The sequence below is a fragment of the Chryseobacillus diguaensis genome (assembly GCF_049220665.1).
GTDB lineage: Bacteria > Bacillota > Bacilli > Bacillales > Bacillaceae > Metabacillus_B.
Window position 1 is genome coordinate 1 of record NZ_JBMKNV010000008.1, and the last position, 22,906, is coordinate 22,906.

Annotated in this window: 23 protein-coding genes and 1 pseudogene; 6 read left to right on the top strand and 18 right to left on the bottom strand. The window is 39.8% G+C overall.

The annotated features are described in order from the left end of the window. Positions 1–160 precede the first annotated feature (160 nt). The 4 genes and pseudogenes from ACOT8F_RS13315 to ACOT8F_RS13330 all read right to left on the bottom strand — a co-directional run bounded on the left by ACOT8F_RS13315 (position 161) and on the right by ACOT8F_RS13330 (position 3,449). Positions 161–853 carry a uracil-DNA glycosylase gene (locus tag ACOT8F_RS13315; protein ID WP_421652427.1) on the bottom strand — a complete coding sequence of 231 codons (693 nt, stop codon included), beginning with the start codon at positions 851–853 and terminating at the stop codon, positions 161–163. A 30-nt stretch (positions 854–883) separates the two neighbouring features. Continuing rightward, entirely contained in the window at positions 884–1,183 is a 300-nt protein-coding gene (locus ACOT8F_RS13320) for an ArsR/SmtB family transcription factor (protein WP_421652428.1), read from the bottom strand. A 15-nt stretch (positions 1,184–1,198) separates the two neighbouring features. Beyond that, a complete protein-coding gene (locus ACOT8F_RS13325) occupies positions 1,199–1,972 on the bottom strand; it encodes an SDR family NAD(P)-dependent oxidoreductase (protein ID WP_421652429.1) in 774 nt (257 codons plus the stop codon). Between the two features lie 651 nt (positions 1,973–2,623). Next, positions 2,624–3,449 (bottom strand): annotated as a pseudogene (locus ACOT8F_RS13330) (glycosyltransferase family 2 protein). A gap of 157 nt (positions 3,450–3,606) precedes the next feature. Here ACOT8F_RS13330 and ACOT8F_RS13335 point away from each other — a divergent pair. The 4 genes from ACOT8F_RS13335 (at position 3,607) to ACOT8F_RS13350 (ending at position 6,537) form a co-directional block, all read left to right on the top strand. Next, positions 3,607–3,924: a YflT domain-containing protein gene (locus tag ACOT8F_RS13335; RefSeq protein ID WP_421652430.1), complete on the top strand. Its 318-nt coding sequence runs from the start codon at positions 3,607–3,609 to the stop codon at positions 3,922–3,924. Between the two features lie 158 nt (positions 3,925–4,082). Further along, the gene (locus tag ACOT8F_RS13340; RefSeq protein ID WP_421652431.1) at positions 4,083–4,637 is read left to right on the top strand and encodes a L,D-transpeptidase; all 555 of its coding nucleotides are present in this window, start codon (positions 4,083–4,085) and stop codon (positions 4,635–4,637) included. A 420-nt stretch (positions 4,638–5,057) separates the two neighbouring features. Continuing rightward, positions 5,058–5,873 (top strand): bifunctional hydroxymethylpyrimidine kinase/phosphomethylpyrimidine kinase, encoded by an 816-nt coding sequence (locus ACOT8F_RS13345; RefSeq protein ID WP_421652432.1) that lies wholly within the window; start codon positions 5,058–5,060, stop codon positions 5,871–5,873. 358 nt (positions 5,874–6,231) lie between these two features. Next, entirely contained in the window at positions 6,232–6,537 is a 306-nt protein-coding gene (locus ACOT8F_RS13350) for a hypothetical protein (protein WP_421652433.1), read from the top strand. A 50-nt stretch (positions 6,538–6,587) separates the two neighbouring features. On the opposite strand, the gene nfsA is transcribed toward ACOT8F_RS13350, so the two are convergent. After that, positions 6,588–7,334 (bottom strand): oxygen-insensitive NADPH nitroreductase, encoded by a 747-nt coding sequence (nfsA, locus tag ACOT8F_RS13355; RefSeq protein WP_421652434.1) that lies wholly within the window; start codon positions 7,332–7,334, stop codon positions 6,588–6,590. 299 nt (positions 7,335–7,633) lie between these two features. Further along, complete coding sequence (locus tag ACOT8F_RS13360) at positions 7,634–8,827, bottom strand: MFS transporter (RefSeq protein WP_421652435.1); 1,194 nt, start codon at positions 8,825–8,827, stop codon at positions 7,634–7,636. Between the two features lie 485 nt (positions 8,828–9,312). Between ACOT8F_RS13360 and ACOT8F_RS13365 the strand changes: the two genes are divergently transcribed. After that, on the top strand, positions 9,313–9,606 hold the full coding sequence (locus ACOT8F_RS13365) for a spore morphogenesis/germination protein YwcE (RefSeq protein ID WP_421652436.1): 294 nt from the start codon (positions 9,313–9,315) through the stop codon (positions 9,604–9,606). Positions 9,607–9,747: 141 nt separating this feature from the next. On the opposite strand, the gene qoxD is transcribed toward ACOT8F_RS13365, so the two are convergent. The 4 genes from qoxD to qoxA are packed head-to-tail and all read right to left on the bottom strand — an operon-like array spanning position 9,748 to position 13,642. Continuing rightward, complete coding sequence (gene qoxD, locus ACOT8F_RS13370) at positions 9,748–10,113, bottom strand: cytochrome aa3 quinol oxidase subunit IV (RefSeq protein WP_421652578.1); 366 nt, start codon at positions 10,111–10,113, stop codon at positions 9,748–9,750. After that, a complete protein-coding gene (gene qoxC, locus ACOT8F_RS13375) occupies positions 10,113–10,730 on the bottom strand; it encodes a cytochrome aa3 quinol oxidase subunit III (protein ID WP_421652437.1) in 618 nt (205 codons plus the stop codon). The genes qoxD and qoxC overlap by 1 nt, the downstream gene beginning before the upstream one ends. A gap of 14 nt (positions 10,731–10,744) precedes the next feature. Then, positions 10,745–12,697 (bottom strand): cytochrome aa3 quinol oxidase subunit I, encoded by a 1,953-nt coding sequence (gene qoxB, locus ACOT8F_RS13380; protein WP_421652438.1) that lies wholly within the window; start codon positions 12,695–12,697, stop codon positions 10,745–10,747. A gap of 18 nt (positions 12,698–12,715) precedes the next feature. Next, positions 12,716–13,642 carry a cytochrome aa3 quinol oxidase subunit II gene (gene qoxA / locus ACOT8F_RS13385; RefSeq protein ID WP_421652579.1) on the bottom strand — a complete coding sequence of 309 codons (927 nt, stop codon included), beginning with the start codon at positions 13,640–13,642 and terminating at the stop codon, positions 12,716–12,718. Positions 13,643–14,055: 413 nt separating this feature from the next. On the opposite strand from qoxA, the gene ACOT8F_RS13390 reads away from it, so the two are divergent. Further along, on the top strand, positions 14,056–14,268 hold the full coding sequence (locus tag ACOT8F_RS13390; protein WP_421652439.1) for a hypothetical protein: 213 nt from the start codon (positions 14,056–14,058) through the stop codon (positions 14,266–14,268). A 440-nt stretch (positions 14,269–14,708) separates the two neighbouring features. Here ACOT8F_RS13390 and ACOT8F_RS13395 read toward each other — a convergent pair whose 3' ends face one another. The 8 genes from ACOT8F_RS13395 to ACOT8F_RS13430 all read right to left on the bottom strand — a co-directional run bounded on the left by ACOT8F_RS13395 (position 14,709) and on the right by ACOT8F_RS13430 (position 22,494). Beyond that, positions 14,709–15,686, bottom strand: coding sequence for a DUF3231 family protein (locus tag ACOT8F_RS13395; protein WP_421652440.1), 978 nt, complete (start codon positions 15,684–15,686; stop codon positions 14,709–14,711). 151 nt (positions 15,687–15,837) lie between these two features. Continuing rightward, entirely contained in the window at positions 15,838–16,542 is a 705-nt protein-coding gene (locus ACOT8F_RS13400) for an amino acid ABC transporter permease (protein WP_421652441.1), read from the bottom strand. 16 nt (positions 16,543–16,558) lie between these two features. Continuing rightward, positions 16,559–17,212, bottom strand: coding sequence for an amino acid ABC transporter permease (locus tag ACOT8F_RS13405; protein ID WP_421652580.1), 654 nt, complete (start codon positions 17,210–17,212; stop codon positions 16,559–16,561). 135 nt (positions 17,213–17,347) lie between these two features. Beyond that, positions 17,348–18,154 carry a glutamate ABC transporter substrate-binding protein gene (locus ACOT8F_RS13410; protein WP_421652442.1) on the bottom strand — a complete coding sequence of 269 codons (807 nt, stop codon included), beginning with the start codon at positions 18,152–18,154 and terminating at the stop codon, positions 17,348–17,350. A 20-nt stretch (positions 18,155–18,174) separates the two neighbouring features. After that, on the bottom strand, positions 18,175–18,903 hold the full coding sequence (locus ACOT8F_RS13415) for an amino acid ABC transporter ATP-binding protein (protein ID WP_421652443.1): 729 nt from the start codon (positions 18,901–18,903) through the stop codon (positions 18,175–18,177). A gap of 244 nt (positions 18,904–19,147) precedes the next feature. Then, a complete protein-coding gene (locus ACOT8F_RS13420; RefSeq protein ID WP_421652444.1) occupies positions 19,148–19,510 on the bottom strand; it encodes a P-II family nitrogen regulator in 363 nt (120 codons plus the stop codon). Between the two features lie 76 nt (positions 19,511–19,586). Further along, positions 19,587–20,810, bottom strand: coding sequence for an ammonium transporter (locus tag ACOT8F_RS13425; RefSeq protein WP_421652445.1), 1,224 nt, complete (start codon positions 20,808–20,810; stop codon positions 19,587–19,589). A 496-nt stretch (positions 20,811–21,306) separates the two neighbouring features. After that, positions 21,307–22,494: a NupC/NupG family nucleoside CNT transporter gene (locus ACOT8F_RS13430; RefSeq protein ID WP_421652446.1), complete on the bottom strand. Its 1,188-nt coding sequence runs from the start codon at positions 22,492–22,494 to the stop codon at positions 21,307–21,309. Between the last annotated feature and the right edge of the window lie 412 nt (positions 22,495–22,906).

The window sequence follows — 22,906 nt, forward strand, 5'->3', positions numbered from 1 at the left end:
CATTTGATCACGATTCATTTGATTATTTTTAGACAGCATTTCAATCACCTCACTAGTTACTTCTTTCATTATACAAAAAAACTGCCAACATCCTCCTCAAAATCGAGGAGTTTGTCGACAGTCTGAGGACGCCTTCATATGAAGGCGTCCTTTTTTAGTTTCATAGATGGGTATTCGGGTCTTCCTCAATGCACCAATCGATTTCGTTCAATCCCATTTCTTTTAAGTAAGCATTCGTTTTTGAAAAAGGCTTGCTGCCGAAAAATCCTCTGCTTGCTGAGAAAGGGCTCGGATGGGGTGATTCAATGATGAAATGTTTATTCGAATCAATCATTTCTGTTTTTACCTGGGCATGCTTTCCCCATAAGATGAAGACAACAGGCTTTTCCCGCTTATTCAGTACTTGAATGATTTCGTCGGTAAACCGTTCCCAGCCGATCCCTTTATGGGAGTTTGCTTCCCCGCTTCGTACTGTCAAAACCGTGTTTAAGAGAAGAACCCCTTCCTTGGCCCATTTTATAAGGGAGCCATGGCCTGGTGCGCTGCAGCCAATGTCATCTTCCAATTCTATGAAAATATTTCGAAGAGAAGGCGGTATCTTAACCCCTGGCGTAACAGAGAAGCTTAAGCCATGCGCCTGGCCGTGTCCGTGATAGGGATCCTGGCCGAGAATCACAGCTTTTACCTCTTCATAGGAGGTGCAGTGAAGAGCATTGAAAATATCATATTGATCAGGATAAGTGGTCCCTGATTGGTATTCCTGTTTCAAAAACTCTCTTAATTTTATATAGTAAGGTTCTTGAAATTGGGTCTCGAGAAGGGGCTGCCAGTCATTCTGCAATAATTGCTTCATTTTCCTCTGCTCCTATTCCTTATTCAAGTGCTACAGGCAGGTTTCCTCTACAAGCGAGGTCAGCTTTTTAAGCAATTCTATTGATTCCGCAAGTTCAAGCGAATAAAATCGTTTTGTTCCCTGCTGTTCTATAGAGACGATCCTCTGATCTTTCAGGATTTTCAGATGATGCGAGATGGCAGGCCGTGATAATCGGGACTGATCTGCAATTTCATTTACGGTTAATTTTTCTGTTTCTGCAAGTAATAAAATGATGTCCTGCCTTGCCGGATCACCAAGTGCATGGAATAACGGGATGCAAGAACGAAATGTTTCAATTGCTTGTGCCATCCCTTCCACCCCTTTCTAGGCCCTATCCTGAGTCTTCCGAACAATGTTTACAGTTGTTTTTCTTGGCATAAAACGCACTGCCTGAGCCAATAATTTATTTTTAAATCCTGGAATGATCACTGTTTTCTTTTCTTTAAGACCTTGAATGGCACTGTCTGCTACCTTGTCTGCTTCCATTACCCCGCTTTTAAAGAGCTTAGAGGATCCTAGCTCAGCACGGTCACTAAAACCTGTACTTGTTGGACCAGGGCATAAAACGGATACACGGATACCTGTATCTTTGCACTCATTATCAAGTGCCTCACTAAATGATAACACATAAGCCTTGGTAGCGTAATAAACTGCCATCAATGGGCCTGGCTGAAACGCTGCCGTTGAAGCTACATTCAAAATCTGTCCGCTTCCTCTTGACATCATATCGGGGAGAACGAGCTTGGATAACAGCGTGACCGTTTTGATGTTTAAATCGATCATATTCAATTCCTCTTCAGCAGAAGTTGTATGGAACTCCCCGAATAAACCGAATCCGGCATTATTCACTAACAAATCGATTGAAAGATTATCTTCTTTTAACTCGTTGTAAAAATCTGTGACCTCTTCCATCTTGCTTAAATCCTTCACTTTGATTAAAACCTGGGCAGGCTCAAGCTCTTTTTGAACTTCTTGAAGCTTCTTTTCGCTTCTTGCTGCCAGCACCAGTCTGTAGCCTTCCTTGGCAAGGCGTTTTGCGAGTTCAAGGCCGATACCACCTGAAGCGCCTGTTATGACAGCTGTTTTTGGTTGTTTCATTTTATAACCTCCTCGATGAATATCAGTTTATTTGTTTAAATGTTTAAACATATAATATATTTGTAATCTAAATTTGTCAATTTCAAATTATTAGCCTTTTATAAAATTCCCAAAATAAAAAAATCCTTCACCTAAATAGGAGGCCACTGAAAAAGTCTTTAAAGGATAGCCTTTGTTAAATTGGCCGGTTGATTTCCACTCCAGGATGCTTCGCTTTCCGCGGGGCGTGCGGTGAGCCTCCTCAGCGCTAATGCGCCTGCGGGGTCTCACCTGTCCCGCTGATCCCGCAGGGAGTCTCGCACCTTCCGTTTCAATAAACCTAGTGCTAAGAAACCAATAACTTTAACCAAACTATTAGAGGTCAAATCCCTTACTTTTTAAGGGATCTGGCTTTTTTTGTTTTATAATGGAGATAATCTATTCGAGTAGGGGTGGTTCTAATGATGGGGTCTGATTGGCATGGAAATGCAGGAGCCATGGCCATATTTACCGTCAATCTAAAAAAAATACTGAAGCTGGTGGGGGAAAAATAGGGTGAAAAAGAGAATTGAAAAAAGCCGTACTTATTTAAAATATATGGAATAAATACGGCTTTTTTGTATTTAGGGCCTACCAGAAAATCAAAAAATCGGCAGATTTTCAGTGGCCTCCCTAAATAGTGAGAGGATTTTCAAACGCAGCATGCCTTGAAATAATCGGCATGCCATCCCAGGTAATTTGACTTTCTGCTTCCCGTTGTTTTAATTCCGGCTCCTCTAAAAGAAGGAAAAAATTTCTGCTCGGCAGTTCTCCAAGCTGATGTTTTTGGCAGGGAACTTCTAAGTAGTGCTTTCTTTTTTCAGAGACAATAGAGGATTGATTGTTTCCATGCTCTGAGAACGCATAAAGGACACTTGCTCTCGGCATGCGTTTCACGTGGAACTTTGCCGAAACTCGCAGAATGAAATCCCAGTCCCAGTAATGATGTACATTTGGATCAAACAGGCCGATTTCTTCATGGATACTTTTTCGGTAAAAGCTTCCTGAAGGAATATATATAGAAAAACGTTTCATTTCATTTTTATTATAGGAGTATGCAAATAATCGTCTTTTTTGCGGGAAACGTGTCTTCTCTATTATTTTAAAATCAACTATCTCAGCATCTGAATAAGAGAAATCACAGGATTCAAGCAGTTCTGACATATTTGCTATATGGTCTGGAAGCAAAAGATCATCGTCATCACAGAGCATAATATAATCTCCTGATGCCCTTAAAATCCCAATGTTTCTGGCTTTTACGTGGCCGGCATTTTCCTTTGGGTTAATAATCACTAGAGGAAGATCCTTGTATAAATCAGGTACATCTTGTATATCAGCCCCTGCATCATTCACAACAATTATTTCAAACGGCTTAACTGTTTGCCTATGAAGTGACTCCTATCAATTCTGCTAATTCTATTTTTCTATTGTACGCCGTAATAACTGCTGAAACCTTCATTCCCGGCTTACCCCCTGTCTTTTTTCCTTAAAATCATTCTTATTTACCATATTATTACACTTTGCAGGGAGCAAGCCCTTTATTTATAGAGCATTAAGTTTTTAAGTTTTTTCTAGAGGGTATATTAGGCATATCCAACCTTTTAGGAGATGAAGAAATGAAAACATTTGTAATTGAAAACGGCGTACAAGCAATGGAGAAGATTAAAGATTTAGAAGCTCACGGCTTTCACAAAGATAATATCTATTTGCTGGCTCATGACCCTGAACGTTCAAAGCATTTAACTGAAGAAACTCATACACATGAAGTCGGTATGATCGACCAAGGTTTATTCAGTTCAATGGTCAATGTTTTTCGCTCTAGAGGAGATGAGCTGCGCGCCAAAATGGTTTCTCTTGGTTTTACTGAAAATGAAGCGATGAAAATGGAAGAGGAGCTGGACGAAGGACGAGTTCTTCTAGTAGCGAAAGAATAGAGACAAGAAAGCCGGTGCATAATGCACCGGTTTTTTCGTGTTCAAAATACAATGGATAAGATTAAATCTATGAAAGATACATATTTTTACAATTTTTTCGTATCCCTTTTGTTACAGTTATTTTAGATACAGATCAATTTATAAAGGGGATAGGATCAATGAGTAGAAAACTGGGGGTATTCTTGCTGACTTTAATCATTTCATTCTCTTTTGCCCTGCCCGCTTCCGCATCGGGAAGCAGTCAGTTGATTATTATTAACAAAAGTACAAACACGCTTGCTTTTTATGATAATGGGAAGCTTTCGAAAGTTTTCCGGGTAGCAACAGGCAGAAACGACAGTTTTACACCTGAAGGAACTTTTAAGATTGTTAATAAAATAAAAAATCGTCCCTATTACAAGCTGCATATTCCGGGAGGAAGCAAACAAAATCCTTTAGGAGACAGATGGCTCGGTCTTAATGCAAGAGGAACCTATGGAACCACTTATGCCATTCACGGAAATAACAATGCCAGTTCGATCGGAAAATATATCAGCGGCGGCTGCGTTCGAATGTACAATCAGGATGTTCATTGGCTGTATGATCATGTAAATAAGTTTACGAAAGTAAGAATCCTCCATTCTACTAAAACCTTTGACACGATTGCCCGTTCTTCAGGCTATGCACTTAAAACCCAGCCCGCAACAGCTAAGCCTGATAATAAAAAACCATGAACTGGCTCTTATTTTTGGAAAAAAAAAAAAAAAATAGATGCAAAAAGAGGAACTGCAGTGAATCTTGCAGTTCCCCTTCTTTTTCTCAAGGCTCAGTTTAAGGCTTAAGCTTAATGCTGATTTTTACACCTTGTTGATTGGAGCGGGTGCTTTAGACTCCTGCTTAGAAAAGCGTGTCAAGGGAGACCCCCAAGGAGCAAAGCGACGAGGAGGCTCTAAGGTAAGCCCGCTAAAGCTTGAGTGCCTGCTAGCTTGCTAGCTTCAATCAACAGCCAAGTTTAACAAAGCCTTTCTCAAATGTGTCTGATAAGCATTTTGTCATTTACAACATTCCCCTCAAGCCACAAACTTTGAACAACTTGAGTGAATTGATATAATATTTGTATACAATGTTTTTACTTAGATGGAGGGTTATAGAGAATGACAATACCTAAGGCGTTAACAATTGCCGGTTCAGATTCAAGCGGCGGTGCAGGTATACAAGCAGATTTAAAAACAATGCAGGAGCATGGTGTATATGGTATGTCAGCATTAACTGTCATAGTAGCAATGGATCCTCATGATAACTGGAATCATCAGGTTTTTCCTGTTGATCTTGAAGTGATAAAACCTCAGCTGGCTACTATTGTGGAAGGAATCGGAATAGATGCGATGAAGACTGGTATGCTTCCGACAGTTGAAATTATTAAACTAGCTGCTGAAACGATTAAAAAGCACGGCCTAACAAATGTTGTTGTTGATCCAGTTATGGTTTGCAAGGGTGCCGATGAGGTGCTTTACCCAGACCTTGCTGATGCATTGCGTGATATTTTAAGCCCGCTTGCAACCATTGTGACCCCTAATTTGTTTGAAGCCGGCCAAATGAGCGGTATCGGTACAATTAAAACAGTTGAACAAATGAAGGAAGCTGCAAGAAAAATACATGAACAAGGTACCCCTTTCGTTTTAGTTAAAGGCGGAGGCAAGCTCGAGCACGAGAAAGCAATTGATGTTCTTTATGATGGAGAAGAGTTTAAAATTCTTGAAGGAGAACGGATTGATACTCCTTATACTCATGGGGCAGGCTGTACGTATTCTTCAGCTATTACTTCCGGACTTGCGAAAGGACTTGCACCGAAGGAAGCGATTTATGAGGCTAAACGGTTCATGACGGAAGCCATCCGCCATTCCTTTAAACTCAATGAGTATGTAGGTCCTACCAACCATGCTGCAATGCGTATGTATGGAGATAAATAAATAGCATAAGCTGGGCTCTTAAATGCCCGGCTTTTATATTTTGTAGAATAATAAAGATTTTCTTTCAGTATTCGATTCATTCCGTCAAAAATTTCAGTTATTCACAGCCCTTTTTGCCGATACGAACAATTTATCCACAGAACTTATCAACATATCCACATTTTTTGTCCACATTTTGTGTGGGTACACCCGTTCCCTACTATATCTATTTTGAAATTTAAATTATTCACACCGGATGTGCATAACTTCTTTTTTCCCAGACAAAAATTCCTATATAAGGTTTCAAAATGAATTTTCTGTATATTCTTTTTCAAATATTTGCTAGAATAATAGAAAAAGTACGGGGGAAAATTCTTCTATGCTGGAGCTTTTCTTCTTCATCCTCATTGCTTATACTGTTTGTTTTGCAGCCTTCACTCTTTTATTTTATTTACTTCATCTTTCATCACACCATCAAGATGCCTTTATTAAAGCCACCCATGATACGGTCGATCTTTTGATTAAAATTCCCCTAGGATGGCTGATCACTGCCCTATACTTTATCGGATTGCTTCTTTCCTTTCCCATTTGGCTGGCTAAAATGTCTATAACAAGAAAACCGCCATCATTTCCATCAAAGACAAAAAGTGCACCTAATCAAAAACATCCAAAAATAAAAGGATGAATCCAGATCGACTGATGCCTCTGGATTCATCCTTATTTATTAATGGGAGCCTATTTATTCGAAAATCCTTTACCGTTTACAAACTCTTTCATATACATACGAGCCGGATTTGAAAGCATTTTTGCCATCTGGCCTGTCCAGTTATCTGACCTGGCGCCTGCTGTTCGTCCCATATAATACTCACTTACAACCTTATTATATTCTTCCAGCTGTTTCACCTGCTCTTCATCAGAAGAGTAAGCATCTTCAAAGTAAACACCGCCGATTGGCAGCCTTGGTTTTACATCTGGATTCTGAGCAGGATACCCAACAGCTAGTCCAAATAGCGGTATGACTCGTTCAGGAGTTTTAAGAACTTCGGATACTCCAATTAGATTATTCCGAAGACCCCCGATGTAACAGATCCCCATGCCCATAGATTCGGCAGCTACTGCTGCATTTTGGGCAGCAAGAGCAGCGTCAATGACAGCAACCATAAATTTCTCCGTGCTTTCTAAAGCTGTGGTCACATCAGCTCCTTCTTTTTCTGCCAGGAGCTCATGACGGTGAAGATCTGCACAAAATACGAAAAAATGGCCGTTTTCAGCAACATAGGCTTGGTTTCCTGAAAGCTCTGCCAGTTTCTGTTTCGTATCTTTGTTTTTCACCCCTATAATGGAATAGGCCTGAATAAAGCTTGATGAAGAAGCAGCCTGTGCACTTTTTACAATTGTCTCAATTTCTTGATTTGATAATGGGCGTTCTTCAAATTTTCGAATGGAGCGATGCTTTAAAAGGGTTTTAATGACTTCGTTCATGGTTAGCCTCCTGAATTATATGTAGCAGTATAATATTTGATCAACTGAATTTCCAAGTGATATCTCTATATTCCCTTTTTCACTCACATTTTGAAGCGATCCTTCATTCAATAAAGGGGATCACTGCTCGTCACCTCCCTGTTATAAATTAGTATCTTCGTCAGTGACCGGGTTTATGAAGGGCTCTTTTTTTCGTTTGAAATTAACGTTAGACTACAATAATTTTAGTTCTATCGTCAATTAAATGGTTTGAAACAAAAAAAGAAGAATCAGAACACCGAGCTGATTCCTCTCCACTATTAATATTTTTGCCTTGTTTCTTTTCCAAATAACAAAACAGTGAAAGCACCGATCAAAACAGCTGCACAAAAAATGGTGAAAATGGTGCCGATAGAGGCTTTCATTCCAACAAGGTATCCTGCAGTCAAGGGACCAAGTATTCCGCCTATTCTTCCAAAGGAAGCCGCCATTCCAACCCCTGAGCCCCGAACCTCAGCCGGATATTGTTCAGGTGTGTAAGCATAAAGCGCTCCCCATGCGCCAAGGTTAAAGAAGGAAAGCAGCATTCCTGAAACGATTAGCATTATAAGGGAATCAGCATTTCCAAATATGAATGCGCTTATTGCCGTCCCTGCCAAATATACGACCAGCACAAATTTGCGGCCAAGCCTTTCTATCAGCCAGGCTGCACTATAATATCCCGGAAGCTGTGCAAGAGTCATGATCAGAACATATTGGAAGCTTTTTACCAGGCTGAACCCCTTTAAGATCATGACACTTGGCAGCCAGAGAAACATGCCATAGTAAGAGAAAACGACACAAAACCATAAAATCCAAAGCATGACAGTCTGCGCAGTATAAGGTTTTCCCCATACCGTTTTCATATTTTCCAGTATAGATGATTTTTCTTTCACCTTTATATATTCAGGGGAGTCTGGGAGTTTGCGCCTCAAATAAATCGTGTAAAGAGCAGGCACTGCAGTAATCAGCATGGCAATTCTCCAGCCCGCACTTGGTATAACAAAATAAGAAATAATGGCAGCAAGCAGCCAGCCAAAAGCCCAAAAGCTCTCTAAAAGAACGACTATTCTTCCTCTCTCATTCAGAGGCGCACTTTCTGATACAAGAGTAGAAGCGACTGGAAGCTCCCCCCCGAGTCCCATGCCAATGAAAAACCTGAGTACAAGGAAGATCGATAAGGAGGCAGAAAGTGCTGAAAGACCGCTTCCTATTGAGAAGAGAAGCAATGTGATGAGAAAAACTTTTTTCCTGCCGATCCTGTCAGATAGTAGGCCAAATACGAGTGCTCCGACTGCCATTCCAATAGAGTTCACTGAGCCAATCCAGCCCATTTGACCGGAAGTTAAATTCCATTCCTTTTGCAAGGCCGCTATAATAAAGGACAATATTCCAACGTCTAACGCGTCGAACATCCAGGCTGTACCTGCTATACCAAGCAGTTTTTTTCTTGAAAGCTGCTGTATTTTCTCCATTCTTACCTCCAACATTATCATTCGAAAAGGCTGTTTTCGCAGAGATTGTTTCTTCACGTACAAGCTCTTATCATCATTTCGTTTAGCTTGGTGCATTTTTTTAAAAATTTCCGGCTGAATATTGTCTAGATGTATATTAATTAGATGAAAAAGCAACAAAATTTAAGAAAAGAGCCTTCAAAAAAGATCTTTTATATTATGCCATAGCAGTCAAATGAAGGAAAGGCTTTCTTCTTTCATAGGCTGGTATTGCCTAAGGAAGTTCAGAATAAACTATAAAAAAGAATTTCTTAAAGGCTAGATTGTATAGTTCACATTCAATAAGGAAAAGATAAACCACATAAGGAAATTTCTTGAATAAAATTCTTTAATATTCAGAATTTTATGATATAATAACTGTAACAAAAAGTTCACAATTTGTTTGACTAATTGTCACAATTCCGGCTTTTTGTAAGCGGTAACAAAAATGAAAGGAGTTGAATAAGATGGATGTATTTGTCGTCTATTTATTTATTATTACTGCAACTCCCTTGTTTTTATGGATAGAAAGAAGACGGCTTGCGATTTTCCACATTCCATTTATTGCTGGAATATGGGCCTACTTTATTCTCTATCTTACCGGCGCACTTGATTCCATGAATCATATCATTCTCAACACATTCTTCGTAGCAAACGTCCTATTCGCACACATATCTGCTTTCTTAATCTACGCCTACCCTGCTATTAAAAAGGCAAGAGCTGCTAAACAAGAAAGCATTAATCCTACCATTATGAAATAACCATGCCGGTTCAAGTCAGGCTGATAGAAAACCTGCAGTGCAGCGTTAAGGGTTTTTTAATCAGTCTGAATTCTTTATGTATCGTAGCCCTGCTCAATATAAAAAAACTCCCTGCAATTAACAGCAGGGAGTTTTCTGTTTTTATTTATTTTGCATATCTTTCATTTCATGATTGTGATTCATGTGATACATGTGATCGCTGTGCCCCATTGTGATCCAGACAGATCCTAAAACAAAGGCTAAAGCAACAAATGCAGAGAAGAGAATCGTAATGATTTGCCATTTGCCACTGTCGCTTTCTGTTAAATGCATGAACATTAACAGCTGAACTGCAGCTTGAAAAAAGGCAAACACGAAAATGATAATAAGTTTTGCATTTGATGATAAAGCTGGATTAAATCCAACCCACAGAGCAACAAGCGTAAAGATAATAGAAAGGGCAAAACCAATTACGTGACTCCAAGGGAAATGATCGTGTGAATTTACTGCAGTTTTATTAGTAGCCATCATTTCAACACCATCCCCATCAAGTAGACGCCAGAGAAGATAAAGATCCACACAACGTCAAGGAAATGCCAGTAAAGACTGGAAATAAAGAGTTTTGTTGCAGTTCCAGGAACAAGCCCTCTTCTGCTGATTTGAATAAGAATTAATGTAATCCAGCAAATACCGATGGATACGTGAAGTCCATGAGTACCAGCAAGAACAAAGAAACCGGACCAAAAAGCACTTGTCGGAATAGACGCGCCTTCATGGACATAGTGAATGAACTCGTTAACCTCATAGCCTACAAAGCCCAAGCCAAGAAGCAAGGTAATGATCATCCATACCAATACACCTTTTTTATTTTCACGTCTTAGCTCATGAATAGCCAATCCGCATGTAAAAGAGCTTGTTAATAGAAGGAACGTCATAATTAGAACGCCTTTGACTTCGAACAATTCTCCTGGAGTCGGGCCTTTTGCTGTCGCCCCGAATAATACAAAGTAAGTGGTGAAGAGAGTTGAGAAAAGCGCAATCTCCGCACCAAGGAAAATCCAGAAGCCAAGAATATTCAATCGGCCTTGATGCGATTGATATTCAAGCGGCGTGTTAGAACCTTCTAATGTTTCAGCATGTTCCATATTCCACGCCTCCTTTAAACGGTTGCCCGTTTTTCTGTTTCTTGTATTTCTTCAACACTTACATAGAATCCGTCATCAATTTCCAGAGAACGCAGGATCAAGCAGGCGAATATACCAAGAAGTCCTACGATTGCAATTGGGAATAAGGAGAATACTAATCCAAAGCCGGCAATTCCGAAGCATACAGACATAATTAAAGGTCTGCCTGAGTTGCTTGGCATGTGAATCGGTTTGTATTCTTTTGGTTCCTTTTCGTCACTTGCTTTAGCAGCCTGTTTCATTCTCCAGAAAGAATCCAATCCTGTTACTGCTGGAATTTCAGCAAAGTTATAGTGAGGCGGTACTGCTGTGGAAGTAGCCCATTCAAGTGTACGGCCATCCCATGCATCGCCAGTTGTTTCGCGTTTTTCGTATCTTGCACTCCAATAGATGTTGTAAACAAGAACCACAAATCCAAGACCCATTGCAAATGCGCCAAGGGTTGCAATGACGTTCAACGTAGTCCAGTAGTCGCCAGCTGTATAGGTATTGATACGGCGAGGCATTCCGGCAAGACCAAGGAAGAACATCGGGAAGAAACAAACATTGAATCCTACTGTGAAGATCCAGAAGCTTACTTTTCCGATTTTTTCATTCAGCTTAAAGCCGAACATTTTAGGCCACCAGTAATATAGACCTGCCAAACAGCCGAATACTGTTCCGGCAATCAGCACGTAGTGGAAATGGGCAATTAGGAAATACGTGTTATGGTACTGGTAATCCGCAGATGCCATAGCAAGCATAACCCCTGTTACCCCACCGATTGTGAATGTCGGAATAAAGGCAAGTGCCCAAAGCATTGGAGTCGTAAATCTGATTCGCCCTTTGTAGAGCGTAAACAGCCAGTTGAAGATTTTAACCCCTGTCGGTATCGCAATCGCCATTGTTGTAATAGAGAAGATGGTGTTAACCCCAGTGCTGTTCCCCATTGTGAAAAAGTGATGAACCCAAACAACGAAGCTCAAAATTGTAATACCTACCATGGAAGCAACCATGGCTTTATAACCAAACAGGGTTTTTCGCGCAAAGGTTGAAATAACCTCTGAGAAAACACCAAATGCAGGCAAGATAACAATATAAACTTCAGGATGTCCCCAAATCCAGAACAGGTTGGCCCAAAGCATCGGGCTTCCTCCAGCCTGCAAAGTAAAGAAGTGGGATCCGAATAGACGGTCAAATGATTGCAAAGCAAGTGCAATTGTTAATACAGGGAATGCAAAAACAATGATAACACTTGTAATGAGTACAGACCATGTAAACATAGGCATACGCAGCAATGTCATGCCTTTAGCACGCATTTTTAGAATCGTAACGGCAAAGTTGATACCAGTCATCAATGTACCGATACCGGCAATCTGCAGACCAAGCAGGTAATAGTTCTGACCTGGTCCAGGGCTCATCTCATTTCCGGCAAGCGGCATGTAAGCTGTCCACCCTGCAGAAGGAGAACCCCCAAATACGAATGAAATGTTAAACAGCATTGCTCCGACAAAGAATGTCCAGAAGCTGAGTGCATTCAAGTAAGGAAATGCAACGTCTCGAGCCCCAATTTGCAAAGGAACGGCTACGTTCATAAGTCCAATCAAAAATGGCATCGCCATGAAAAGGATCATAATCGTTCCGTGCGTTGTAAAAATTTCATTGTAATGCTGTGCGCTTAAAAACTTTAATCCTGGCAGTGCAGTCTGCGTACGCATCAAAAGCGCATCAACGCCGCCGCGGAAAAGCATAAGAATAGCTGCCGAAATATACATGATACCAAGTTTTTTATGATCAACAGTAGTCAGATATTCTTTCCAAAGCCATTTCCACTTTTTGAAATAGGTTAGTCCGACCAGAATTGCGACTGAAGTTAATACAATCGAAATCTGTGCACCTATTATCATTGGATCATTAAGGATTAGATTATTTTTAATAAAATCTATCATATCCATACTCCTCCTTTCCTACTTCTTGTTAAGTTCGTCACCTGTATCTTTTTTCTCTTCTTGTCTCGGTTTTGCGCTGTTTTCCTGGTAATCGATACCATACTTCTTGCGGACGTTCAGCGCATATTCAGGATCTTTCGCATTATCAACGAATGTATAGTGAGTTCCTGAGAATGTCATGGGTTTAGAGTTTCCAGGCAGCATAAGCTTCTCATACTCTTTTTCAGTAATCTTAGGTGCTGATTTCTGCTGTTTCGCCCACTTATCAAAATCACCCTGGGATTCAGCAGTTACTTTAAAGCGCATGTTTGTGAAGCCCTCACCAGTATAGTTTGCGTTACGGCCTTCATATACGCCGGGTTCGTCAGCTTGCAAGTAAAGCTTCATTTCCATTCCGGACATGTTGTATTTCTGTCCTCCAAGCTGAGGAATCCAGAAAGATGCCATCGTGTCAGCAGATGTCAGACGGAATTGAATCGGACGATCTGTTGGAATGTGAATGTAGTTGACCGTTTCAATGTTTTGTTCCGGATAACTGAAAATGTACTTCCAGTCAACTGAGGTTGCATAAACAACCAAAGGCTTTTTATCCTTTGAATCTGCTGGCGGTTCCTCCAGGCTGTATATTGTTCGAACGGTAGGAATGGACAATGCAATAACGATGATAATAGGAATAATTGTCCAAATAATTTCAAGAAACTTGCTGCCTTCAATTTCTGGAGGCTCCTGTCCAAGATTGTCTTTTCTTTCACGGAACTTAATCACGATGATCGAAAAGAGTACAAAGACAACGACTATGATTAAAAGCATAAATACAATGGACAATAAAATAAGGTCCTTTTGCTGTGCAGCTACAGGGCCCTTAGGGTCAAGGACTGCCATTTGACTGCAACCACCCATTAGAAAGACCGATATAATAGCTCCAAGCAAAAATAACGGCTTCATCACTTTAACCAAAAGGTTCACCTTCCTTCCCGTATGTCTAAAAAAATATGGAAATAATTATCGAAAAAAGTCATTGGGCATAAGAATTCCAGTACACATTTTACCCTTATGCTACCAAAGATAAAACATGTAAAATACACCTTATTGAAATTGTCATTCATTCTTCAAACAACTGTCACAGCTTATATGAAATATAGCCACAAGTTGTTCAAATGTTTGACAAAAACTTCAATTAAAGTGTTTTATTTTCTTTAATTCGACAATTTTTTTTATATTAATAAAATATCACTTTCTCTAGCAAAATAGAATAACTTTACGAAATTTCTCGGAAAACTGTCACATTTGCCTATGAAGGCGTTTCAATCATTTCATTTGAAGGTATGGTAAAACAAACAGGAAATGAGGTGAATGGAATGTCTGAGGAAAGACAGCCGCTCCGAAACAGCAATGACAAAAATCATCCCGAACAGCTTAAAACGGAGAAAAAAAGCCAGCTTGACGCTGATGATAGCGAGATGAACGTAGACTCAATTCCACTGGAAGATCTAAAACAGGATATGAAAGACGAGAAAAATCCTCATAAGACAAAAAAAAATTCAGCAAGCAATGAACATCATCCAGATTGAAAAATCGGTATCGGCTATTAAAAAGGTTGCACTTCCCGATAAAACAGGGTCTGACATACTGTCTGGCCCTGTTTTATAGTTTTAAAAAAGCGCTGGTGCATAGAAATCGCATCGGGATTTTCAATTCAATTGGCCTTTTGCAGCCTGATCAGCAAACGGTTGCACTTATATGCATTCATTACAATTGATTTACCAATAAAGTGAAATCTCTTATATTTATTTATAAAAATGTAAGCTCATTCAAAAGGAGGAACAAAATGAAAAGCTTCTTCTCGTTTGATTTCACGCATAGAGACTTACTTCGTGGCATGTTTTTTTAAAATTCGCAGCTGTATACTGGTCTGCGATTATCTCATATTCATGAGAAAGCAACAATGTTTAAAAAAGAGCCTTGCATTAAAAGATCAGTAAGAAGTGCTAAAAATGTTTCACATGAAACGTTAATCTGATTGCGGAGGCTCTTCAAACCAGCCCCTTTTAATCATTATTTTTGCCCCTTCTTCACTGTAAGAAAGGATTTCTTTAGCAACCAGCAGAAAATGAGCTGTAATATCCTTTCTAAGACCATAGGAAACGGCCTTCCCAATTAAACTTATTGCAGTGCTAGTGGCTGAAGCAACACTGAAAAGAATCAGCTTTGCAGAAAATGGAGATTCAATGGAGTCAGTAACTTCCAGCGAAACGGGCAATGTCCCAAAATGCCCTTCTTCTCTTAATAGTTTATTGAATACGTCAATTTGCATTAGCGCTAAATGCTTCCCTTTAATTAAATAATGCTTCAGTTCTTCGTCTTTAGAGACTTGAATCATACCAAGCAGAAAAATCAGCCCAATGTAATTATTCTCAATATTAAAGAAGGCTTCGCTTAATTCAAAGGAGTTTAAAGGCCGTTTATCTCCAAAAAAATGGCCAATATACGATTTTTGTTCAGCATAATGGACCCTGTCCGGGTATGGGATTTTAGGAGGCCGATCGTATATCCCTTTGGACAGCATTAATTTGACTGCTTTTTCATATAAACGGACTTGGTTTATCTGTTCCTGTATAAAAAATTCAAGAAGGTCCGAACGGGCAACATTAATTAAATGAGTAGCATAACTATGGAGGGTAAGCTTAGAAGCTCTATAGACATACCTTAAAGCATTTAAATCGGTATATAAGGGCGGTGCTTCCAACATTACATCCCGATCAGAAAATCCTTCCGGCACAGGAAATTTTTCTTGTTTGAAAATGGCAGTGATCATGTCCTGGCTGCCCGAAGACATGTCGATTGCTTCTTTTAATAGTTGGAGGATTTCCTCATCTTCCATGTATTTGAGAAAATGCTTTAGAAAACATAGGGAAGCACTTTCTTGGATATATGTACTCCACAATGCAGTTATTTCTGGTGTTGTTAAATTGATATTGTGCTGAACCAATGAAAGACCTCCCAGGAGCAATAAATAGTTTGCTTAGTTTTTGCTAATTAAGCTGAACTATTCTCTCCTCTTTTCTATTGGCTGTTTTCGAATTAAAAAACGGAAACGACCCCAATTGGATCGGGATCGTCTAAGCTGGACTATCGTTTTGCTACATGGCAGTCTGTTTTTTTGTTTGCAGTGTTTTACCAGTTGTTTTACTGCTTTTCTTTTCACGCTTTTCAAGTCTTCGCGCCACAAGTGACAGGCTGAAATTAACGATAAAATAAAGGCAGGCTAACAAAATATAAATTGGAATCACGTAACTGACATGTTTCGCATTCACAATTTGAGCATTATGCATCAGTTCAGGCATGGCAATGACAATAGCAAGTGATGTATCTTTCAGCAGTGAAATAAATTGGCTGACAATAGGAGGAACCATCCTTCGAAGTGCTTGCGGAAGGATGATATACCGCATCGTCTGGATCCAGGTAAGACCGGAAGACCGCCCAGCTTCAATTTGTCCTTTTTCGATGGAATTCAATCCGCTGCGTATAATTTCTGAAAGCATCGCTGCCTCAAAAATAGTCAGCCCTACAATAGTAGAAGGAACAATTCCAAGCTTAATCCCAACTTCAGGAAGGGCAAAATGGGTAAAAAAGATAATCAGCAAAAGAGGAAGGTTTCGGATTGCTTCCACAACTACTGCTGTCACTTTTGATAAAATAAAGATTTTTGCATAACGCACGGTAGCAAGCAGTCCGCCAATAATGAAACTGAAGATGATGGATATTACTGCAATAAAAAGTGTATTCAGCAGCCCTTGAAGCAAATATATCAGGTTGCCTGCAGAATAAGCTCCTAGAAAATCCATGTGTAGGCTCCCTCCTTTAATTGCTTACGGCAAGACGCCGTTCCAGATAGCCGACAAAAAGACTTAATGGAACCGTCAGGATGAGATAAAACATGGCTACAAAAATATAAACATCAAAAACAACATACGTTTCTGAAGACACAGAGTCTCCGAAATACATCAAATCAAGACCTGTAATTACCCCTAAAATCGAGGAATTTTTGACTAAATTAATAAATTGGTTACCAAGAGGGGGGATAACGATTTTAATAGCCTGAGGCAAAATAATATACCTCATCGTCTGCAGGTAAGTAAGGCCTGAAGATCGCCCAGCTTCCATCTGCCCTTTATCAACCGAGAGAATGCCGGCCCTTACCGCCTCAGCCACGAAAGAAGCCGTATAAATAGATAAAGCGATCGTTCCGGAAAGAAATCCGTTAAACCTAATCCCAATACTCGGCAGACCCACAAAAATAAAAAAGGCGATTAGCAAAAGCGGGATATTGCGGATAAATTCTACATAGGCTGTCCCGGCGAAACGAAGTATCTTGTAGGGTGAAATCCTCATAACTGCAATAATGACACCTATAATAAAGCTTGCAATCAAGGCAATGACACTTGCTTTTACCGTATTTAGGAAGCCGGCCATATACTGGTCAAAGTTATTGATTAATATGGAGAAATCCAGCATCATTTACCTCCTTTTGAAAAGGTTCTTTTCTACGAATAAACAAATTAACAGCAAAATGAGCCGGAAAATAGAAAGGGGATGGCGAAATCCCACCCGCCTTACATCACAGTTTAGTATCCGGCTTTTCCTCTTTTCTTATTGTTCTTTAATCCATTTGGATTTGGTCTTATCGTACTCTCCATTTTTCTTAAGTTCTTTCAGGAAGTCATTTACATATTTCGTAAATTTGTCATCGCCTTTCTTAATAGCAATTCCATAAGGCTCTTCCGTAAATGGCTTGCCGACAAGTTCGAAATTAGGATCCTGGTCTGCCATTCCATAAAGAATGGAGTTATCTGTCGTAAGGGCATCACCCTGGCCTGCCTTTAAAGCTGTAAAGGCTTCTGCATAGTTTTCAAACTCGAGAACTTCTGTATCCGGCGCTTTTTCCTTTATATTTTTTACAGATGTAGATCCCTTAACAGCTAACACCTTCGTGTCTTTTTTTAGATCTTCCACACCTTTAATAGGGCTTCCCTTTTTAACAAGCAGAGACTGTCCCGCAAGAAAATAAACATCTGTGAAATTCACTTCTTTTTTCCGCTCTTCTGTAATCGTCATTGTCGCAATAATGGCATCGATGTCACCGTTTTTCAGCATTTGAACCCTGGTTTTAGAGGTAACTTCCTTTAATTCAAGCTTTGATTCATCGCCGAAAATCTTTTTAGCCAGCGCTTTAGCGATGTCAATATCAAAGCCATCCACTTTTCCAGTCGATGGATCTTTATAACCGAATAGATTCGTATCGAATTTTACCCCAACAACCAATTTTCCGCGTTTTTTGATAGCATCCAGGGTATCATTTGAAGCAGAGCCATTCGCACCGCTGCTTCCGCATCCCGCAGCCATTGAAAGAATCAGCATTAAAACAAACCCGATCACCCATATTTTTCTCTTTTTCATCCTTCGTTCCCCCTTGATTATTAATGGTTTAATATTCTGCTTAAAAATAACTTCGCCCGCTCTTCTCTAGGGCTGGAAAAGAAAATGTTCGGCTCACTGTCTTCAAGAATTCTTCCTTCATCCATAAAAATAATACGGTTGGCTACTTCGCGGGCAAAGCCCATTTCATGCGTGACAACCACCATTGTCATGCCTTCTTTTGCAAGGTTTTTCATAACGTCCAGCACTTCCCCGATCATCTCAGGATCAAGGGCAGATGTTGGTTCATCAAACAGCATGATCTTCGGCTTCAGTGCAAGGCCCCTAGCAATCGCCACCCGCTGCTGCTGGCCTCCTGAAAGCTGTGATGGATAGGAGTCAACTTTCTCCGGAATTCCTACCTTTTCCAAGTAATACATAGCTGTCTCTTTCGCTTCCTGATCTGAAATTCCTAAAGCCTTTTTTGGAGCAAGCGTGATGTTCTCCAGAACAGTCATATGAGGATACAGATTAAAATGCTGGAATACCATTCCGATGTTTTTACGGAGATCGTTAATGTTGATTTTTTTGTCATTGACGGTTTTTTCATCAACTAAAAGCTCCCCGTCAGTTATACCTTCCAATCTGTTGATACAGCGAAGCATCGTACTTTTTCCTGACCCAGAAGGGCCAACTACAACAACAACCTCTCCTTCCTGCACCTCCAGGTTTATATCTTTCAAGACCTGAAAGCTTCCGAAGTGTTTGTTCACTTGCCGAAAGGAAATCATTTTGCCGCACCCCCTCTTTGGTTTATGTATCTAGCACAAGCTATTAGAACTTGCTGCTCCCAATTGGAATTTTCTTCATTAAATTCTTAATTATGAATTTTCTGAACTAATTACATATATTTCTCTTCAGTGTTACAAAAACCCTTCTTTTTCTTCAATTTTTTTTATTTTTATATCAGGATTTTCCATTTAAACAGGAACAAATAGAGGCTGCCAGTGTCCATGGCAGCCTCTGCAGCAAAACTTAGTCTTTGTTGCTTAACGCAGCAGCCCCTTCTTCTCCTGTTCTGATTTTAACGGCATTCGTAAGTTCGTATACGAATATTTTCCCATCACCGGGCTTTCCGGTGCTGCAGACTTTCCGCGCTGTATCGATCACTGTCTGAACTGGTACTTCGCACACAACAATTTCCACTTTAATCCGCTGAAGTACGGTCACTTCCCGTTTTTTCCCCCTGTATGTCTCTGTATATCCCTTTTGAAGACCTGCACCCACGGCATTTGTTACTGTTATGCCGCTCACCCCGATTTTAGCGAGCTCTTCTTTCAGTTCATCAAATTTAGATGGTCTTGTGATAATCTCTATTTTTGTCAGCTTTTCACTCATTTGATCACCTTTTTCTTAAAAGTATGCTTTTTCCGCATCATAAGAATTATGTTTTAAGGGGCCCTTTTACCCTTTTTCAAACAGATTCGTGATAACCTCTCTCTCCATGCATTGTGATGTCAAGTCCAAGAGATTCTTCTTCTTCGCTTGCTCTGACAGGAACAAATACATCAATCACCTTTATGATCACATATGTTGCAACTGCAACGAAAAGGTAGGTAGCTGCTATAGCTACAAGCTGCTTCCATAAAAGACTCGGGTCTCCATAAAACAAACCGTTTGCACCTGCTTCATTCACTGTTTTTGTTGCAAACAGGCCTGTCGCAATTCCGCCCCATGTTCCGCCAATGCCATGAAGGCCAAATGCATCAAGAGCATCATCAAAACCAAGCCTTTTCTTTGCTGATGTCACAAACCAATAGCATAAAGCACTGCCCACAATACCGATGACAACAGAGGCCCCTGGAGTAACGAATCCGCATGCAGGAGTGATCGCCACAAGTCCTGCTACCGCTCCCGAAACAGCACCAAGCATTGTTGGTTTTTTGCTGAAAAGCCATTCGCAGGCTATCCACCCGATTATTCCAGCAGCAGCCGCCGTATTTGTATTCACAAAGGCCGTTAGAGCAACTTCATTCAGCGACAGGGCACTTCCTACATTAAATCCAAACCACCCGAACCACAAAAGCCCTCCGCCCAAGACTGTAAATGGCAGCTGATGTGGTGTTGTACTTTCAGCACCTTTTCTTTTGCCAAGGAACAAAGCGAGGACAAGGCCTGCAACTCCAGAGGATATGTGAACTACATTTCCGCCTGCAAAATCAAGTGCACCAAGATCTCTAAGCCAGCCGCCGACTCCCCACACCCAATGAGCTACCGGTGCATAGACGATTAAAGACCAAAGTGCTGTAAATAGAACAAAAGCAGAAAATCTCATTCTTTCAGCAAAAGCACCAGATATGATAGCTGGTGTTAAGGCGGCAAACATCAGCTGAAACATCATATACAGATTATGAGGAATGGTCGCGCTGTAATCAGGGTTTGGCTTGAATGAAACTCCGTTTAGCCCTGACCAGTCCAAGCTTCCAATGATGGCATTTCCATTTGGGCCAAAGGCAATAGAATAACCAAGCAAAATCCATAAAATGGATACAATCGCCATTGAACCATAGCTGTGCATGGTCGTGCTCAGAACATTTTTGCTTCTGACCATTCCGCCATAAAACAAGGCAAGGCCTGGTATCATAAGCATGACCATTACTGTTCCCAGAAACATAAATACCGTATCGCCGATTTGCATGCTGAATCCCCCCGAAATTATCAAAATAAGTTCATGTTAATTTTCCTAACACTCAATGTATCTTTTTATCTAGTTATTACTTACATTATAACGTCAGTTTACCTGCCAAAGAAAAGAAGATGGAAGATTTTCTAACAAGTAAATTAAATATTCTATTTTTTCTTTTTGGCTCTAAGGCTGTTTTCTCAAAGATTGTGCCATTCGTATGGTCTTAGTACACGCATAAAGGTAAGGCTCGTGGCATCTTTTCTTAAAAATGTATTCTGTTCTAAAAGATCTTAAAAGAGCGAAAAAACAACAAAGCTTAAGAAAAGAGCCTAAAAAAATAATGCCACTTAATGAAACAAAAAAGTCCAGCGAAGGCAATTTGCCTAAGCTGGACTATTTTAATCTTGGTTATGTTAAATTGATTTCTTAATACATATTAATGTTGAATAGAGCGGAAAGCGAACGCCTGCAGCGGAAATCAACAGCCGAGTTTAGCAGAGCTTTAATCTTAAGAAATGAACAATCCCATAACAGTTGCAGAAAGGATGGAAGCAAGCGTTGAACCAAGCAAAAGCTTCATACCGAACTTGGCCACTTCTTCTCCTTGCTTCTCCTGCAAGGCACGGACGGAACCTGTAATTATTCCAACTGAACTGAAGTTTGCAAAACTGACAAGGAATACAGATACAATCGCAACTGTGCGATCAGAAAGTCCTTTCGCCATTCCTTGGAAGTTAATCATCGCAACAAATTCGTTCGTTACCATTTTTGTCGCCATAATGCTTCCAGCCTTTGTTGTTTCTGCCATCGGCACACCTATCAAAAAGGCAATCGGAGAGAAGATATAACCTAAGATGGTTTCAAAGGAAATATGGAAAATAGCTGTGAACAGGAAGTTGATAAAATTAATTAAAGCAATAAATCCAATCAGCATGGCTGCAACGATTACTGCAATCTTCAAGCCATCCATAATACTGTCGCTGATCATCTGGAAAAAGGATGGGCGAACCTTTTCTTCTTCAACCAATAGCAGGTCGCCTTCTTCTTCAATACTGTAAGGGTTGATGATATTCGCAATAATAAGCGCGGAAAGAATATTTAAAACGATTGCAATAACAACATATTTCGACTCAAGCATTGTCATGTAAGCCCCAACTATTGAGACACTGACAGCACTCATTGCTGACGTACATAATGTATAAAGGCGTCTTTTAGACACAAGACCAAGCTGTTTTTTTGTTGTTAAAAAAACTTCTGACTGGCCCAGAATAGCAGAGGAAACAGCAATGTAGTTTTCAAGCTTGCCCATACCATTCAATTTACTTAAAAATAGCCCTACATATTTAATAATGAATGGAAGGACTTTAAAGTGGTTCAATATTCCGATTAAAACGGATATGAAGATAATGGGGAGAAGCACGTCAAGAAAGAATGTGGAAGCTTTTGCATTTTCCAATCCTCCAAAAACAAAATCCACGCCGCTAATCGCAAGCTCCATAATTTTACTGAAAGTCTTTGAAATAGCTCCAATAACAACAACACCAAATTTGGTGTTAAGCAGCAAGAAGGTTAACACAATCTGAGTTACAAGCATGATAAGAATTGGCTTGAACTTTATGCCTTTCCGGTTAAAGCTGACGGCATAGCCTATGGCAAAAACCAAAAGCAACCCAGTAATAAAAAAGATAATGTTCATTCTTTTCCCTCCGAGCAATTATTCCATAAACCAAGGATATATAATTGCATATCGTGATAGTAATTATTTGGAAAAAATAATATTCCCTTCCAGAAATAACTTTTAAAGAATTTATTATTCTTGCAACATCTATCATACAAGTTTTTCAAAAAACCGGCAAGTAAGCGTTTTAAATTATTTTATATAGAAAATTATGGCTTTTTATATAAAATTTAAAATACATGTCTTCTCACGTAAAAAATCAATCATTCATTTCAATAAAACATTTTTGTTATATTAGAAAAATAAAATGTCCTTTCGTTGCTGTACTCTGCCTCCATAGAGTTCCTTATCTAAATCAAACGTATCCTTCAAAATTGCCAAACAAATGACAGATAATAAAAAAGGCTGTTATCGCAAAGTTTGTTGCTGC

Bases quoted from the DNA above. Each gene is read 5' to 3' on its own strand.
- nfsA (WP_421652434.1), bottom strand. From the start codon at position 7,334: ATGAACGAAGTCATTAAAACCCTTTTAAAGCATCGCTCCATTCGAAAA.
- ACOT8F_RS13410 (WP_421652442.1), bottom strand. From the start codon at position 18,154: ATGAAAAAGAGAAAAATATGGGTGATCGGGTTTGTTTTAATGCTGATT.
- ACOT8F_RS13415 (WP_421652443.1), bottom strand. From the start codon at position 18,903: ATGATTTCCTTTCGGCAAGTGAACAAACACTTCGGAAGCTTTCAGGTC.
- ACOT8F_RS13320 (WP_421652428.1), bottom strand. From the start codon at position 1,183: ATGGCACAAGCAATTGAAACATTTCGTTCTTGCATCCCGTTATTCCAT.
- ACOT8F_RS13400 (WP_421652441.1), bottom strand. From the start codon at position 16,542: ATGGATTTTCTAGGAGCTTATTCTGCAGGCAACCTGATATATTTGCTT.
- ACOT8F_RS13360 (WP_421652435.1), bottom strand. From the start codon at position 8,827: ATGGAGAAAATACAGCAGCTTTCAAGAAAAAAACTGCTTGGTATAGCA.
- ACOT8F_RS13365 (WP_421652436.1), top strand. From the start codon at position 9,313: ATGGATGTATTTGTCGTCTATTTATTTATTATTACTGCAACTCCCTTG.
- ACOT8F_RS13430 (WP_421652446.1), bottom strand. From the start codon at position 22,494: ATGAACATTATCTTTTTTATTACTGGGTTGCTTTTGGTTTTTGCCATA.
- ACOT8F_RS13425 (WP_421652445.1), bottom strand. From the start codon at position 20,810: ATGCAAATCGGCGATACGGTATTTATGTTTCTGGGAACAGTAATGGTC.
- ACOT8F_RS13390 (WP_421652439.1), top strand. From the start codon at position 14,056: ATGTCTGAGGAAAGACAGCCGCTCCGAAACAGCAATGACAAAAATCAT.
- ACOT8F_RS13340 (WP_421652431.1), top strand. From the start codon at position 4,083: ATGAGTAGAAAACTGGGGGTATTCTTGCTGACTTTAATCATTTCATTC.
- qoxA (WP_421652579.1), bottom strand. From the start codon at position 13,642: ATGAAGCCGTTATTTTTGCTTGGAGCTATTATATCGGTCTTTCTAATG.
- qoxB (WP_421652438.1), bottom strand. From the start codon at position 12,697: ATGATAGATTTTATTAAAAATAATCTAATCCTTAATGATCCAATGATA.
- ACOT8F_RS13345 (WP_421652432.1), top strand. From the start codon at position 5,058: ATGACAATACCTAAGGCGTTAACAATTGCCGGTTCAGATTCAAGCGGC.
- ACOT8F_RS13325 (WP_421652429.1), bottom strand. From the start codon at position 1,972: ATGAAACAACCAAAAACAGCTGTCATAACAGGCGCTTCAGGTGGTATC.
- ACOT8F_RS13420 (WP_421652444.1), bottom strand. From the start codon at position 19,510: ATGAGTGAAAAGCTGACAAAAATAGAGATTATCACAAGACCATCTAAA.
- qoxD (WP_421652578.1), bottom strand. From the start codon at position 10,113: ATGGCTACTAATAAAACTGCAGTAAATTCACACGATCATTTCCCTTGG.
- ACOT8F_RS13405 (WP_421652580.1), bottom strand. From the start codon at position 17,212: ATGCTGGATTTCTCCATATTAATCAATAACTTTGACCAGTATATGGCC.
- ACOT8F_RS13350 (WP_421652433.1), top strand. From the start codon at position 6,232: ATGCTGGAGCTTTTCTTCTTCATCCTCATTGCTTATACTGTTTGTTTT.
- ACOT8F_RS13315 (WP_421652427.1), bottom strand. From the start codon at position 853: ATGAAGCAATTATTGCAGAATGACTGGCAGCCCCTTCTCGAGACCCAA.
- qoxC (WP_421652437.1), bottom strand. From the start codon at position 10,730: ATGGAACATGCTGAAACATTAGAAGGTTCTAACACGCCGCTTGAATAT.
- ACOT8F_RS13335 (WP_421652430.1), top strand. From the start codon at position 3,607: ATGAAAACATTTGTAATTGAAAACGGCGTACAAGCAATGGAGAAGATT.